Source organism: Pseudomonas lini (genome assembly GCF_964063345.1).
Classification (GTDB): Bacteria; Pseudomonadota; Gammaproteobacteria; order Pseudomonadales; family Pseudomonadaceae; genus Aquipseudomonas; species Aquipseudomonas lini_B.
This window is the reverse complement of the sequence record NZ_OZ061318.1, coordinates 5,237,520-5,253,333: the sequence shown is the minus strand read 5'-3', so window position 1 is coordinate 5,253,333 and position 15,814 is coordinate 5,237,520. Positions and strand designations below refer to the sequence as shown.

The window sequence follows — 15,814 nt, the reverse complement described above, 5'->3', positions numbered from 1 at the left end:
CACTCATGCTGATCACCTGCTCGCTAGTGGGCTGGAGCGGCTGGGCATTGAGTGCTGCCGCCCAAATCAGCGCCACAGAGCCGGCGATGATGCCGGTCGCATCGTTGCCCGGGACCGATGTCCCGAGCAACAGCTATACCCGCACCCTCAAGGAGCTGGGCAAAAGCTATTCGATGACCCTTAAAGGCGTGGAGGCTACCGACAGTGTGAACTTCGATGTGCGCGCCGATGAAGTCGTCACGGCTGCGCAGGTCACGCTGCAGTACAGCTACTCACCGGCGCTGCTGGCCGACCTTTCGCAGATCAATGTACTGGTCAACGATCAAGTGGCCGCCAGCCTGCCCCTCCCGAAGGAAGAGGCCGGTAAATTGCAGACCCGGACCGTGCAGATTCCGCCGCAGACCATCACCGAATTCAACCGGCTCAGCCTGCAGTTCATCGGTCACTACACGATGCAATGTGAAGACCCTTTGCACTCCAGCCTGTGGGCCAGGATCGGCAACGAGAGTCAGCTGAGCCTCCAGGTGTCCTCGATTAAACAGCCCAACGACCTGTCTGCTCTGCCACTGCCCTTGTTCGATCGTCGAGATGCCTCGCCCCTGAAGCTGCCTTTCGTGTTCGCCGGCCGTCCGGGCGGTCCTGAGCTTGAGGCCGCCGGTATCCTGTCGTCCTGGTTTGGCGCCCTGGCCAGCTATCGCGGCGCAACCTTCCCCGCCAGCCTCACCGGCCTGCCGGCCAAAGGCAACGCAGTGGTGTTTGTCAGCGGCAGCGAATCAACGACCTTGAGTGGCTTGCCGATCAAAGAGGCCACGGGGCCGACATTGACACTCGTGAGCAACCCGAATGATGCTCAGGGCAAACTGTTGATCGTCTCCGGGCGCGATGGCGCCGATCTCAAGGTCGCCGCGACAGCGCTGGCCCTCGGTGGCTCGGCCTTTTCCGGGCAGAGCGTGGTGATCGACCGGATCGACTCGCTCAAGCCACGCCGACCGTACGACGCGCCTAACTGGCTGCCCTCCGATCGCCCGGTTCGCCTGGGCGAACTGGCGCAGCCTGCAGAGCTCAATGTGTCGGGTTATAACCCGGGACAAATGACGGTTGCGCTGCGCTTGCCACCTGACCTGTTCAACTGGCGTGAACCCGGCGCGCAACTTGACCTGAAATACCGCTATACGCCGCAACCGGTCTCTACCAATTCCTCATTGCTGGTCAACTTCAACGACACCTTCATCAAGTCGATCGATCTGCCCTCGATCGAGAAACTCGGCAACAGCGACAGCCTGCTGGCGATGCTCAAAACCGACGACAGCCTGGCCCGCACGTCGCGCATGCTGTTGCCGCTCAATTCCGTAGCGCTGCAATCACGCCTGCAATTTCGCTTCATGTATGACTACATCAAACAGGGCGAATGCCGCGACATCATCATCGACAACATGCGCGGTGTGATCGACCCGGACTCGACCCTGGACCTCAGCCAATACGAACATTTCATGGCCATGCCCAACCTTGGGGTGTTCAAGGACAGTGGCTTCCCGTTCACCCGCATGGCCGACCTTTCTGAAACATCGGTGATCCTGCCCAACGAGCCAGGCACGGCCGATCTGAGCGCCTATCTGACCCTGCTGGGCCGTTTCGGCGACTCTACCGGTTATCCGGCCACCGGCGTGAAGGTAGTCCACGCCGACCAGCTGGCGGAGCAACGCGACCGGGATTTGCTGGTGCTCGCCTCGGGCAACAATCAGCCGCTGCTGGAGCAGTGGCAAAGCCTTCTGCCGGCCAAGGACGAAAACGCTGTGCAGTACTTGGAACTGTCTGACCTGCCCTTGCGTCTGCGCAACTGGATCAGCCCGGATACGAAAACCAATCTGCGTGAAGCGCGCAGCAGCTTCAGGTTTACCGCTGAGGACGGCAGTGCTTATCTGACTGGATTCGAATCGCCGCTCAAGAGTGGGCGCAGTGTGGTGTTTATCGCCAGCGCAAGGCCCAGCGGGTTGGCCGACGTGACCAACGCCCTGCTCAGCAGCGAAGAAAATGCCCACGAGTTGCAAGGCAGTCTGGTGGTGGTCAGGGGCAAGCATGTCAAATCGCTGGTCGCCGAGCAGGATTACTACGTCGGGAGCCTGGGCCCATTGCGCTATCTGCAGTGGTACCTCTCGCAAAATGTAATAGCGCTCATGCTGTTCACCCTCCTCGGGGTCCTGCTACTTGCTTCGATGGCCTACCTGGCCCTGCGCTTACGGGCCAAACGTCGTCTTGGTCAATGAGCCGCGCATGCCTGTGTCGTCCATGAGCAGCCGAGGTGTTTCATTTCGCCGGTGCCTGCGCGGTAACACGCGCAGGTTGAGCGCTGTGCTTGCGCTTGCCCTGCTGGCGCCTGCGGTAGCGGCCGCAACCCCCTGTGAGTCGCCACCCTGGCCACTGTGGCAAACCTACGCAACGCGCTTCGTTCAAGACGACGGTCGTGTTCTGGAATCAAGCCTGGAGAACAATCACAGCACCTCTGAAGGGCAGTCCTACGGCATGCTCTTCGCACTGATCGGCAACGATCAGCCACGCTTTGACAAACTCTGGCGCTGGACCTCAGCCAACCTCGCAGGCTCGGCCCCTGCCACACGCCTGCCAGGCTGGTTATGGGGGCAAGGCCCGGACGGTCAGTGGCGCCTGCAAGACGCCAATTCGGCCGCCGACGCCGACCTGTGGATCGCCTACGCCCTGCTCGAGGCCGCACGCCTGTGGCATCGACCGGACTATCACCAGGACGCCCTGCACCTGATGGCGACGATTGAAGCGCAATTGGTCGTCGAGCTGCCAGGGCTAGGCCCGATGGTGTTGCCTGGACGACAGGGCTTCGTCCAGGCAGACGCTCTCTGGCGCCTGAACCCCAGCTACCTGCCACTGCCACTGCTACGGCGGCTGGCCAAGGAAGCACCCTCCGGCCCCTGGCAAGCGATTGCCAACAACACCGCGACGATGATTGGCCAATCAAGCCACCACGGTTTCGTCGCCGACTGGGTCGCTTATCAAGGCACTTCAGCGCAATCGGGTGCCTTCACAAGCGACCCGATCAACGGTGACACGGGCAGCTACGATGCCATTCGCGTGTACCTCTGGCTGGGTATGAGTGATACCTCAGAACCGCTGGCAGCGCTCCTGCTCAAACGGCTGGACGGCATGGCCCGCAGCACTGTCGCGACGGGTTCCCCCCCGGAAACCGTCCAGGTTCTCCACGGCAGTGTTCAGGGTCAGAGCCCGTTCGGATTCTGGGCTGCACTGATTCCCTACCTTGAGGCCAAGGGGCTACCCGGGTTGGCCGATCAGCAACGACGCCGCGTGGAACTCGCCTTGAGCGAGGCGCTGGCCATGCCTGATGCCGATGCCGGTCCGCCGCGTTACTACAACTTCATGCTCAGCCTGTTCGCCCTCGGATGGGCAGATAAACATTACCGATTCCGGGAAGACGGAACGCTGAAACTCTCCTGGGAGACCGCATGCACGCGCACCACCGCACGCTAGCCATCGCCGTCATGAGCGCATGGACGGCCGCAGCTGCCCACGCTCAAAGTCCGACACCACAGGCATTACTCGTCGAGCAAGGGCAGTACTGGCAGTCGCACAACAACCCTCAACGCGCGGCGGAAGTCTGGCTGAAAGTCCTGCTGCTGGACCCGGCCCAGGCTGACGCACTGTATGGCCTGGGCTTGATCGGCGTGCAACAGGGCAAGCCACAAAAGGCGCAGCAATACCTCGCCCGCTTGCAGGCCATCCAGCCACCACCTCGTCAGGCACTGCAATTGGCGCAGGACATCAGCGTGGCCCAACCGCAGAACCAGCAGCGTCTGGAAGAGGCTCGGCGCCTCGCCGATGCCGGTGAGCGCGACAAGGCGACTGCCGTGTTTCGCTCGCTGTTCGATGGCCGTCCACCCCAAGGTACGATCGGCCGTGAGTACTACAACAACCTTGCCTTCAATCAGGCGGACTGGTCCGAAGCACGCAGCGGATTTCAGCGCCTGCAACGCGAGATGCCCAACGACTCGATCGTCGCGCTGTTTTACGCCAAGCATCTGGTGCGCCGTGAAGACAGCCGTGCCGAGGGCATCCGCGCCCTGGCCGCGCTGACCCAGCGTGCCGACATTGCCGGTGATGCCGACGAAAGCTGGCGCCTGGCGTTGACCTGGATCGGTCCGCCCAATCCGGCACAAGTGCCGTTGTTCGAGGCGTACCTCAAGACGCATCCGGATGACGTGGAGATCCGGGCGCAGATGAACAAGGGCAAGCAACAGCTGGCAACGACGGCCAGCAAGGAATGGCAACCGCCCGCCGAAGTCGCGCGCGGTCTGAAGGCGCTCAAAGCAGGTGATCAGGCCACCGCCGAACAGGCTTTTCAAGCACGTTTGAAAACCCGGCCCGATGATGCTGACGCGCTGGGCGGCCTTGGGGTTATTCGCCAGCAGCAACAGCGGCTGGCCGAAGCGGAAAAGCTCTTGAGTCAGGCCACGCGACAAAACGACGGCAGCCGCTGGCAAGTTGCGCTGAACGAAGTGCGCTATTGGTCGGCGTTGCAGCAAGCCCGCGACGCCCAAGCCAAAGGCCAGGCAGCCCAGGCGCAGGTCTTAGTCAACCAGGCGCTGCGGCTCAATCCAAACGGGGTGGATGCTCGCCTCGCCCAGGCTGATATTCAGGCCAGCGCGGGCCAGTTCGATGACGCTCAGCGCAACTATCGGCAGATTTTGAACCTGCGCCGCGACGACCCTCAAGCACTGGAAGGGCTGGTCAATGTGCTGCTCAAGAGCGGCAAGAACGATGAAGCCCTGCAACTGATCAACAGCCTGCCCGCCACCGGACAGGCAAAGATCGGCCAGTCCGCGCGCCTGCAAGCCTTGCGCGCGACGCAACTGGCCGCCCTCGCCGAACAACGCAACGACCTGCCCGCTGCGCGCAACGCCTTGCAAGACGCGCTGCGCTACGAACCGGACAACGTCTGGACGCGTTTCGCCCTGGCCCGCCTGAACCTGGCGATGGGCGAACCGCAAAAGGCCCGGGACCTGATCAACGCCATGCTCAAGGCCCACCCCGACAATGCCGATGCGCTTTACGTCAGCGCCTTGCTATCGGTGCAGATGGGTGAGTGGAAAGCCGCCCAGACAACGTTGGGACGCTTGCGCCCCGACCAGCGCACCCCGGACATGGACGCGCTGGCCGCTGATGTCAGCCTCAACCTGCAACTCAGCCAGGCGATCGAGTTGGGCAAGCGCGGACAGCGCCAGGAAGCCCTGACCTTGCTCGATCGTATTCAGCCGATGGCCAACAACAATCCAGATCGCACGGCGAGCCTGGCCTCGGCGTATGTCGACATCGGTGAGCCAACCCGTGCGCTGGCCCTCATGCGCGGCCAGTTGCAACACACCACGGCGCCCTCGGCAGACTTCATCCTGCAATACGCCGCTGTCCTGCTTAAAACCGGAGAAGACGCACAGGTCAACGAGATTCTGCGCGACCTTCAGAACAGGCCCTTGAACGCGCCGGCTCGCAAGCGTTTCGACGACCTGCTCTATCTCTATCGCATCCGCCAGGCTGACCAGTTGCGTGAACGAGGCAATCTGGCCAGCGCTTATGACACGCTAGCGCCCGCATTGGCGCAACGCCCCGGTGACAGCGCTGCCGTCGCGGCCCTGGCGCGAATGTACTCGGCCAACGGCGACACGGCAAAAGCCCTCGAACTCTACAAACCGCTGTTACAACGTCAGCCAAATGACCCGCAACTGTTGTTGGGTGCCGCCGACGCGGCGGTGTTGGCACATGACACGGCCTTTGCCGAACAGGCACTGCAACAGCTGCTCAAGACCGAATCCGGTAACCCTCAAACGCTGACAGAGGCCGCCCGCCTCTACCAGAACATGGGCAAGACCGGCACGGCGACCGATCTGCTGCGCAAAGCGGTGGCCATTGAACAGAGCGAGAAACGCAGAAGCCAGAGCGGTCAACTGGCCGGTTCGACGGTGGCGCCCAACCCTTTTGCCGGGGTATCGGGTCCACGTAACGAAGTCAGTCGCGACACCTTGCTGGCGGCAATCCCGCCACCGGCTCAGGAGATTCCGGGCAGCGTGAGGTCTCCCACCCCTTTTGGCATCGACGCCCCGCCAAGACCGCAGCAGGCGAGCAATGCATTCGAGTCGCAACTGCCGCGCGCAGCACTGGTGAGCGAGGACATTAGCCCCGCGCAACTGGCACTGAATAAAATCCTTCAGGAGCGCAGTGCCTACGTCATCCAAGGTGTGAGCATTCGCAGCAACAACAGTGAGTCGGGGCTGAGCAAACTGACTGATATTGAGACACCGCTGGAAATCAATATCCCGCTGGATGAAAGTCGCGTCGCCCTGCGCGTGACGCCGGTCTCGCTGAACGCCGGCAGTGCCAGCGACGAGGCGCTGTCGCGTTTCGGTAACGGTGCGCAGAGCGGCAGCGTCGGCTCGCAAAAAGCCGAGGGTGTCGGCCTTTCCGTCGCTATTCAACGGCCCGCGGATGGGCTCAAAGCCGATCTCGGCACCACCCCGCTCGGCTTCAAATACAGCACCGCCACCGGCGGCATCAGCATTGATCGCCCCGTGAGCGACACCTCTAATGTCCGTTACGGCGTGAGCGTTTCCCGGCGTCCGGTGACTGACAGCGTCACCTCGTTTGCCGGCACCACGGACAAACGCAGCGGGCAATCCTGGGGCGGCGTGACCGCTAACGGCGGGCGTGGCCAGTTGAGCTTTGACGACAACGAAGTCGGCGTCTATGGCTACGCCTCCTGGCACCAGCTATTGGGCAACCATGTCGAGTCCAACAACCGCAGTGAACTGGGCAGCGGTGTGTACTGGTACCTGCAAAATGCAACGGACAGCAAGCTGACCGTCGGCCTGAGCATGACCGGCATCAGCTACGCCAACAATCAGGACTATTTCACCTACGGCCACGGCGGCTATTTCAGCCCGCAGACGTTCTTCGCCCTGGGCGTGCCAGTGACCTGGGCACAACGCTCCGGACGCTTGACGTATCAAGTCAAAGGCTCGGTCGGCGTGCAGCATTTCGAGCAGGACAGCGCCGACTATTTCCCCAACGACAAAGACCTGCAAGCGGCCTCAGGCTTGCGCTACGAAGGGCAAAACAAAACCGGGATCGGCTACAGCGTCGCCGCGGCGGCTGAATACAAGGTCGCTTCGAACTTCCTGCTGGGCGCCAATCTGGGCCTGGACAACGCCCGCGACTACCAACAACTCAGCGGCGCCCTGTCATTGCGCTACCAGTTCGAGGAGATCAGCGGCCCCATGAGCCTGCCGGTCAGCCCGTACACCTCACCTTATTCCAACTGATCATCTGGAGCTTTCGATGCCCACTTCTGCCCTTGCCGGCCTGTCCCTCCTTGTTCTTGGGGAGAGCCATATGAGCCTCGCGGACCATTTGCTGGAGCCACTGCACGACAACCTGACTCGCCAAGGCGCCCAGGTTCATTCCATCGGTGCCTGCGGTGCCAGCGCCGGCGATTGGCTGATCAGCAAAAAGGTCGACTGCGGCGCCGAGCGCAAAGGCAATGACAAGATCGTGATCAAAGGGCGTGAGGCAACCACCACGCCGATCCAGGACCTGATCGCGGCCGACAAACCCGACCTGGTGGTACTGGTCATCGGCGACACCATGGCGTCCTATGACAAGCCGGTGTTTCCGAAGGCCTGGGCATGGCAAAGCGTCACCGGCCTGGCCAAGGCCATCGCGGCCACCGGGACCCGTTGCGCCTGGGTGGGCCCGGCCTGGGGCAAAGCCGGTGGCATGTACCAGAAGAATGATGCCCGCACCCAATTGATGTCGCAGTTTTTGGCCGCGAACGTAGCGCCTTGCACTTACATCGATTCGCTGACGTTCTCCAAACCCGGGCAGTGGATCACCACCGACGGGCAGCACTTCACCGTCGCCGGTTATCAGGCATGGGGCACTGCAATTGGCGGCGCGTTGGCCAAACTGCCCGCCGACCGCGTCAGCAGCGCAGGAGCCGGCAAATGAGTCGATCCGCATGTGGCTGGAAACTGTTAGCGCCCTTGATGCTGAGTTTTCACGCCCAGGCCGCTGACATTGCCCTGTACCCGACGGGCCCGGATCAGGACTCGGCCTTCCTGCGCTTTATCAACGCCGCCGACCGCCCCTTGCAGCTGCTGGCCGAAGGTTCACAGGCCAGCCTCAGACTCGAGGGTTCGAATGCCGTGTCCGCCTACCTGCCGGTGCCCGCCAACCAGCCGATCAAGGGCACCCTGGAACGCAACGGCAAAAGCCAGCCGCTGGACATTCAGGTGGCAGCAGGCGAATTCGCCAGCGTGATCGCTTTGCCAGACAGCGCTCAAGGTATTCGCCAGGTCGTCATCCGTGAGCAACCCGACGACTTCAATAGCCTGAGAGCCTCGCTGGCGTTTATCAGCGCCGATCCAGCGTGCACCCAGGCCGGTTTGCGCGCCGCGGGGAAGAACGCCGACCTGTTCAAGGAAGTGGCCGACGGCAGCGTGCAACGCCGAGCGATCAACCCGGTCAGCCTGTCGGTTCAATTGGTCTGCGCTCAAACCAACGTCGGTGCCCCGCTTGACCTGGGCCAGCTCAAGGCCGGCGAGCGTTACAGCGTTGTGCTCCTGCCTGGCGCCAATGGCCCTTACCTGCTGCTTGCGACTGACGTCCTGGCCCACTGATCGGATCGCGCCACCCCATGGTTTTTGCCTCTCTCGAGTTTCTGACGTTATTCCTGCCACTGTTCCTGTGTGCCTATGCCGTGTGCCAAGCCGCTTGGCGCAACGTCACGTTACTGATTGGCAGCTGGCTGTTCTATGGCTGGTTGAGCCCTCGGTTCCTCGCCGTGCATGTGGTGCTGACGATCACGGCGTGGGCTGGCGGTTTGCTGGTTGACGCCTTGCGGGAAGAAGGCAAGGGCCGCGTGCGGCTACTCGCGATGCTGATCGTGCTCAACACGGCGGTGCTGTGCTGGTACAAGTACGCCAACATCGTCGCTGGCACGTTGATCGATACTGTCACCTGGTATGGCGCCATGCCGCTGGACTGGCAGCGCGTCATCATGCCGGCCGGGCTGTCGTTTATCGTCTTGCAGGCGATTTCCTATCTGGTGGATGTACACCGTCGCACCGTGCCGGTCGAACGCAGCTTCATTGATTACGCCACCTATATTTCGATGTTCGGCCATTCGGTCGCCGGCCCCATCATTCGCTATGACTGGGTTCGGCGTGAGTTGAATCAGCGTTACTTCAACCTGCAGAATTTCTCGCTCGGCGCACGCCGATTCATGGTCGGGATGTGCATGAAGGTCCTGGTGGCCGACACCCTGTCGCCGGTGGTCGATGTGGCGTTCAGTTTGCCCAACCCCAGCTTCTCCGACGCCTGGGTTGGCTGCCTTGCCTACTCCCTGCAATTGTTCTTCGACTTCGCCGGCTACAGCGCCATGGCCGTTGGGCTGGGACTGATGCTGGGTTTTCACTTTCCCGAGAACTTCGACCGTCCGTACCTGGCCAACAGCATCCAGGACTTCTGGCGCCGCTGGCACCTGTCGTTGTCCAGCTGGTTACGTGACTATCTTTATATTTCGCTGGGTGGCAATCGCAACGGCACCTGGAAAACGTATCGCAACCTGTTCCTGATCATGGCCATCGCCGGCCTCTGGCACGGCGGTGACAGCTGGAATTATCTGCTGTGGGGCAGCGCCCATGGCATTGCGCTGTGTGTGAATCGTGCCTGGAACAACTCTACCCTGCCCCCGGTACCGCCAGTGCTTGCCCATGGGCTGACACTGTTGTTCGTCTGCCTGGCCTGGACACTGTTCCGCGCCCCTGATTTTCATAGCGCTCTGAACCTGTACGCCGGACAGTTCGGCCTGCAGGGCATCGCCCTCGGTGATGAACTGTCCGCGACCCTGCGCCCGGTACACGGCCTTGCGGGTTTGCTGGGTGTGTTCGGTGTCATCGCACCGCTGCTGCGCCCTTACTGTGTGAATCGACTGGGCGGCCTTTTTCTCCACACCGCCGCCCTTTGGCCCATCGCCGGCTTAATGCTGTCGTTCGCGTTGATCGCCAGTCGCGAAACCGTACCCTTCCTGTACTTTCAATTCTGATGACGAACCTAAAGCACACCCCGCCCCCTCCTCCCCCAGATGATCTGGCGACACGCAGCAGTCGGTTGCCAGGCGTGGCGCTGCTGATATTCCTGTTCGTCGGGCTGCTGTCCTCAGGCCGTCTGATCGTTTCAGGGCAGATCTCGCTGTTACCCGATAAAGTGCTGACCTCGCAGATTTTTGACGGCAATATCACGCATCGGATCGCCAAGGAACTGTCGAATGCTTACCTCCCCACAACCTTCGCCGAGCTGGAGCGCGGTGTCAGTTGGCTGCTCCTCAGAGACACCGGGCCGAGGGTTCGCTCGGGTTGTCCTGACTGGTTGTTTTTGGCCGATGAGCTCAAGGTCAATCATCAAGCGCAGCGCAACGCCGATGCCAAAGCCCAGGCAGTGATTGATCTGAAGCAGCAACTCTCCCAACGTGACATCAGCCTGCTGGTGGTCATCGTTCCAGACAAGAGCCGCATCGCCTCTGAGCAGCGTTGCGCACTGCACCGCCCAGCCGTTCTCGAAGGGCGCATCCAGGCCTGGACCTCGAAGCTGGATGTGGCTGGCGTGGCGAATCTGGACCTCACCGATGCGCTGACGCCACTGGGGGCCAGTGCCTGGTTGCGCACCGATACGCACTGGAGCGAATCCGGCGCGCAGACGGCGGCCGAGGCCATTACACAGCGCCTGAAAACCCTGGGCATCAGCGCAACGCCACGCAGGGCGTTCAACGAAAGTCATGCTCCGCTCGCGGTGCGACCTGGCGATCTGGTCCATCTGGCGGGCATCGACTGGTTGCCGCTCAAATGCCAACCCGCACCCGAAATGGTCGCCCAAACCAGCACCCATGAGCTTCCTGTTGCGTCAGCCGATAGCCTCGATACTGAGGCAGACCTCTTTGGCGATGCCGACCTCCCCGACACCGCGCTCATCGGCACCTCATTCTCGCGCAACTCCAACTTCGCAGGGTTTCTGCAGCAGGCACTGGGCGCCCCCGTGGGTAACTTCGCCAAAGACGGCGGAGCATTCTCCGGAGCGGCAAACAGCTACCTCAACAACCCGGCTTACAAAGAAACGCCGCCAAAGCAAATCATCTGGGAAATCCCGGAGCGGGACCTGCAGTCGGCTTACATCGACCCCATTGCCTATCGCTCGTTGCGGTAGGCCAATCGCATCCGGCCGCGGTGCTTTTGCAGGAGCGAGGCTTGTCCGCGAAGAACGATGACGCGATAAACCTGCAATCACAAAAAACCCGGCACATCGGCTAATGCCCGTAAGTTAAGACGCAGAACCTGTGGGAGCGTGGCTTGCCCGCGAAGAACGATGACGCGTAGTACCTGAAAAACCGCGGTGCATTCTTCGCGGGCAAGCCACGCTCCCACAGGATTTCGTCGCTCAAATTTCTTAACTTACCGACATCAGGCGCATCGGCCGGGTTTGGTTTATCGCCTGTCGTCGGACAATGGCGTTTCTTCATCCGGCGCCGGAATGTCGTCATCCAGAGCGGGGTCCAGAGCCGGGTCCCTCCAGTTTTCAGGACGATCAACGTCCGTATCGGCCGGGTCTCGCGAAGGGTCCATGCCGGGGGGTGCGTCGTGATCCATTGACGTATCGTCCATATCAGGAATGGGTCTGACAGGGTCGTTATCGAACGTCCCACCTTGAAGAATTTGCTCGTAAGCCATGACACACCTCACTGATGAGGTCCAGCGAATCTGGGCCGTACAGGTTGGAAACGAGCCTGCAAAAGGGGTGCTGTCGAGGAGACAAACGGCGGCTACCGATCGGCCGAAAAACGGTCGCGGCTGTTGGTCAGGTGCAACCACATTGCCGCCCGCGCCGCATCCGGATCCTGGCGTTTGATGGCGTTGAGAATCGCCTCGTGTTCGAGATTGGCCAATTGCCCGAGTTTGCTCAAATCCGCCGATCCGCGCTCGGCGGCATTGACCCGGGTCCGGGGGATCATGGCGCTGCCCAGGTGCTGCATGATCTCGGTGAAGCACACGTTGCCAGTGGCTTCGGCGATCAGCAGATGGAAGCGTTTGTCCGCCTCGACGCAACTGTCGTTGTTGGCCAACAGGCTTTGATAGTCATCCAGTGCTTGACGCATCTGCGCCAACTGCTGGTCTGTGCGACGAATCGCTGCCAGCGCGGCGGCCTGGGTTTCCAAGCCCATGCGCAACTCCAGAATACTGCGCACGCCCAGCGCAGTATCGACATTCAGCCGCAGTCCCTGATCCGGTGCTCGCTCGAGAACAAAGGTACCGATGCCGTGACGGGTTTCCACCAGCCCCGAAGCCTGCAGCTTCGAGATTGCCTCGCGCACCACCGTGCGACTGACGCCATGCTCCTGAACAATCGAGTTCTCCGATGGCAGCTTGTCCCCGGGCGCCATCTGCCCGAGCAGGATGCTCTGAGTCAGTTTGCTCACCAGATCATGGGCCAGGTTGTGGGCACGCTTGCGGGTGGGTGCGTCGATGTCTTCTTGCATGGTGGTAATCCGTAAAGCGGGTATCCGGATCGTAGCACTGCGCTCGCTTCTCGTTGACTGGAATCTCAACAAAGCGCCGCTCAACTTGTATGACAACACTCAATTATCATGCTGAAGCAGACGATTTAAATTTATCGAACCCAAGGTCATCGCCGCGAGAAAGAGAACATCACCGACTGAACAAACCCAGACAAAACCCAGCAAATACGCCACATAAAACCAAAAAAAGAATAAAAACCCGCCCACCTAACGCCATTTTGTTGAGAGACAGTACTTGTCGACGCGAAAAATCTAGTTGTATGATGTCTATCAACAACGCAGCATCAGCAACACCCCGCATAAAAATAACGAGTGGGAGAAAAAGAAGTGAATACATCCATATCCGGGATGAACGATGGCGCCGATTCGGTCCTGAAGTCCGCCATCTCGAAAGTGAAACGCCACGTCCTGCCGCTGTTCGTGATCATGTTCATCGTCAATTACATCGACCGCGTGAACATCGGCTTCGTCCGCGCCCATATGGAACATGACTTAGGGATTGGCGCTGCCGCCTACGGCCTCGGTGCCGGTCTGTTTTTTATTGGTTACGCGCTGTTCGAAGTCCCCTCCAACATCCTCCTGCAAAAAGTCGGCGCACGAATCTGGCTGACCCGCATCATGCTGACCTGGGGTCTGGTGGCCGCCTGCATGGCGTTCATCCAGAACGAAACCCACTTCTACATCCTGCGATTTCTACTGGGCGTGGCCGAAGCCGGTTTCTTCCCCGGGGTGATTTATTACTTCACTCGCTGGTTGCCCGGTGTGGAGCGCGGCAAGGCGATTGCGATCTTCCTCAGCGGTTCGGCCATTGCATCGCTGATCTCCGGTCCGCTGTCCGGGTTGCTGCTGCAAATCAGCGGTTTTGGCATGCACGGCTGGCAGTGGATGTACTTCATTGAAGGGATGTTCTCGGTCGGGCTGTGCGTGTTCGTCTGGTTCTGGCTGGACTCCAAACCCCACGACGCCAAATGGCTGACCCGTCCCGAGCAGGACGCACTGGTCAAAGCCATCGATGACGAACAACTGGCCCGCGAAGCCGCGACGCCGATCAAGCCGTCGCTGGGCACACTGCTCAAGGATCGCCAGATCATCCTGTTCTGCCTGATCTACTTCTTCATCCAGTTGACCATCTACGCCGCGACCTTCTGGCTGCCGAGCATCATCAAGAAGATGGGCGACCTGAGCGACATTCAGGTCGGGTTGTTCAACTCGATTCCGTGGTTGCTGTCGATCGTCGGCATGTACGCCTTCGCCACGTTGTCGGCCAAATGGAAGCATCAGCAAGCCTGGGTCGCTGCTGCACTGCTGATCGCTGCCGCCGGGATGTTCATGTCCACCACGGGTGGGCCGATCTTCGCCTTCGTCGCCATCTGCTTCGCCGCGCTGGGTTTCAAATCGGCATCGTCGCTGTTCTGGCCGATTCCCCAGGCGTACCTGGATGCGCGGATTGCTGCTGGCGTGATTGCACTGATCAACTCGGTGGGCAACCTCGGCGGCTTCGTTGCGCCGACCACCTTCGGCCTGCTTGAAGAACACACCGGGTCGATTCAGGGCGGGCTGTACGGCCTGGCCGCTACCTCGATCATCGCGGCAATCATCGTCTTCGCCGCGCGTAATAAACCGAAACCCGCACCTGTGGTTGCCCCGGGCAAACCAGCACCTAATCACGCCTGAACACTCATGTAAGAGCACGGTTTAAAGGACAGAAAAATGAACCCACAAGAAGCCGCAAAAGCCCCGATCATCACCAGCATGCAAGTTGTACCCGTGGCCGGCCACGATGGCATGCTGCTCAATCTGAGTGGCGCCCACGGCCCGTTTTTCACCCGCAATATCGTGATCCTCAAGGACAACGCCGGCCACACTGGCGTCGGCGAAGTGCCGGGTGGCGAGCGTATTCGCCAAACGCTGGAAGACGCGCGCGCACTGGTGGTCGGCAGCCCGATCGGCACTTACCAGAAGATCCTCAATCAGGTGCGCCAGACCTTTGCTGATCGCGATGCCGGTGGTCGCGGCCTGCAGACCTTCGACCTGCGCATCACCATTCACGCGGTCACCGGCCTGGAAGCCGCCCTGCTCGACTTGCTCGGTCAGCACCTGGATGTACCGGTCGCGGCCCTGCTCGGCGAAGGCCAGCAGCGCGATGAAGTGAAGATGCTCGGTTACCTGTTTTATGTCGGTGATCGCAACGAAACCGATCTGGCCTACCGCAGCGAACCGGACGCCGACAATGACTGGTTCCGTGTGCGTCATGAGAAAGCCATGAGCGCCGACGCCGTGGTGCGCCTGGCCGAGGCCGCCCACGCTCGTTATGGTTTCAAGGACTTCAAACTCAAGGGCGGCGTGTTGAGTGGCGTCGAGGAAATCGAAGCGGTCACTGCCCTCGCCGAACGTTTTCCCGACGCGCGCATCACCCTTGATCCGAATGGCGCCTGGTCGCTGAAAGAAGCGATCCGCCTGTGCCGGGAACAGCATCACGTTCTGGCTTACGCCGAAGACCCTTGCGGTGCGGAAAACGGTTACTCGGGCCGCGAGGTCATGGCCGAGTTCCGTCGGGCCACCGGCCTGAAAACCGCGACCAACATGATCGCCACCGACTGGCGGGAAATGGGCCACGCGATTCAGCTGCAATCGGTGGACATTCCCTTGGCCGACCCGCACTTCTGGACGATGCAGGGCTCGGTTCGAGTCGCGCAGATGTGCCACGAATGGGGCCTGACCTGGGGCTCGCATTCCAACAACCACTTCGATATTTCCCTGGCCATGTTCACCCACGTCGCGGCCGCTGCGCCGGGTGAAATCACCGCCATCGACACCCATTGGATCTGGCAGGACGGCCAGCGCCTCACCAAAGCGCCGCTGCAAATCGTCGACGGCTGCGTGCAGGTGCCGAAAAAACCTGGCCTGGGGGTTGAGCTGGACATCGATCAACTGGCCAAGGCCCATGAGCTGTACAAAGGCATGGGACTGGGCGCGCGCGATGACAGCGTGGCGATGCAGTTTCTGATTCCGGGGTGGAAATTCGATAACAAACGGCCGTGTCTGGTGCGGTAGGCTTCTGAGGGCACCGTAATCCCTGTGGGAGCGGGCTTGCTCGCGAAGGCGGTATGTCAGTCAACATCAATGTTGAATGTGATGGCCCCTTCGCGAGCAAGCCCG

At 61.0% G+C, this 15,814-nt stretch carries 11 protein-coding genes; 9 read left to right on the top strand and 2 right to left on the bottom strand.

From position 1 onward, the window contains the following. The first annotated feature begins 5 nt into the window (after positions 1-5). From bcsB to AB3226_RS23775, 7 genes are read left to right on the top strand one after another with little or no spacing between them, the layout of a single operon-like run. Positions 6-2,264, top strand: a complete 2,259-nt coding sequence (gene bcsB / locus AB3226_RS23805; protein WP_367374866.1) for a cellulose biosynthesis cyclic di-GMP-binding regulatory protein BcsB — start codon at positions 6-8, stop codon at positions 2,262-2,264. 7 nt (positions 2,265-2,271) lie between these two features. Then, complete coding sequence (gene bcsZ / locus AB3226_RS23800; RefSeq protein WP_367374865.1) at positions 2,272-3,513, top strand: cellulose synthase complex periplasmic endoglucanase BcsZ; 1,242 nt, start codon at positions 2,272-2,274, stop codon at positions 3,511-3,513. Then, entirely contained in the window at positions 3,489-7,352 is a 3,864-nt protein-coding gene (locus tag AB3226_RS23795; protein ID WP_367374864.1) for a cellulose synthase subunit BcsC-related outer membrane protein, read from the top strand. Before bcsZ ends, AB3226_RS23795 begins: the two co-directional genes overlap by 25 nt. 16 nt (positions 7,353-7,368) lie before the next feature. After that, positions 7,369-8,037 (top strand): SGNH/GDSL hydrolase family protein, encoded by a 669-nt coding sequence (locus AB3226_RS23790; RefSeq protein ID WP_367374863.1) that lies wholly within the window; start codon positions 7,369-7,371, stop codon positions 8,035-8,037. After that, positions 8,034-8,708: an alginate O-acetyltransferase AlgF gene (locus AB3226_RS23785; RefSeq protein WP_367374862.1), complete on the top strand. Its 675-nt coding sequence runs from the start codon at positions 8,034-8,036 to the stop codon at positions 8,706-8,708. The genes AB3226_RS23790 and AB3226_RS23785 overlap by 4 nt, the downstream gene beginning before the upstream one ends. A gap of 17 nt (positions 8,709-8,725) precedes the next feature. After that, positions 8,726-10,135 (top strand): MBOAT family protein, encoded by a 1,410-nt coding sequence (locus tag AB3226_RS23780; protein WP_367374861.1) that lies wholly within the window; start codon positions 8,726-8,728, stop codon positions 10,133-10,135. Next, the gene (locus AB3226_RS23775; protein WP_367374860.1) at positions 10,135-11,289 is read left to right on the top strand and encodes an alginate O-acetyltransferase AlgX-related protein; all 1,155 of its coding nucleotides are present in this window, start codon (positions 10,135-10,137) and stop codon (positions 11,287-11,289) included. The genes AB3226_RS23780 and AB3226_RS23775 overlap by 1 nt, the downstream gene beginning before the upstream one ends. Before the next feature lie 278 nt (positions 11,290-11,567). On the opposite strand, the gene AB3226_RS23770 is transcribed toward AB3226_RS23775, so the two are convergent. Next, entirely contained in the window at positions 11,568-11,729 is a 162-nt protein-coding gene (locus tag AB3226_RS23770; protein WP_367374859.1) for a hypothetical protein, read from the bottom strand. Positions 11,730-11,902: 173 nt separating this feature from the next. Continuing rightward, positions 11,903-12,616: a FadR/GntR family transcriptional regulator gene (locus tag AB3226_RS23765; RefSeq protein ID WP_367374858.1), complete on the bottom strand. Its 714-nt coding sequence runs from the start codon at positions 12,614-12,616 to the stop codon at positions 11,903-11,905. A gap of 366 nt (positions 12,617-12,982) precedes the next feature. On the opposite strand from AB3226_RS23765, the gene AB3226_RS23760 reads away from it, so the two are divergent. Beyond that, positions 12,983-14,329, top strand: a complete 1,347-nt coding sequence (locus tag AB3226_RS23760; protein ID WP_367374857.1) for an MFS transporter — start codon at positions 12,983-12,985, stop codon at positions 14,327-14,329. Between the two features lie 36 nt (positions 14,330-14,365). Then, positions 14,366-15,709: a glucarate dehydratase gene (gene gudD / locus AB3226_RS23755; protein ID WP_367374856.1), complete on the top strand. Its 1,344-nt coding sequence runs from the start codon at positions 14,366-14,368 to the stop codon at positions 15,707-15,709. The last annotated feature ends 105 nt before the right edge of the window (positions 15,710-15,814 follow it).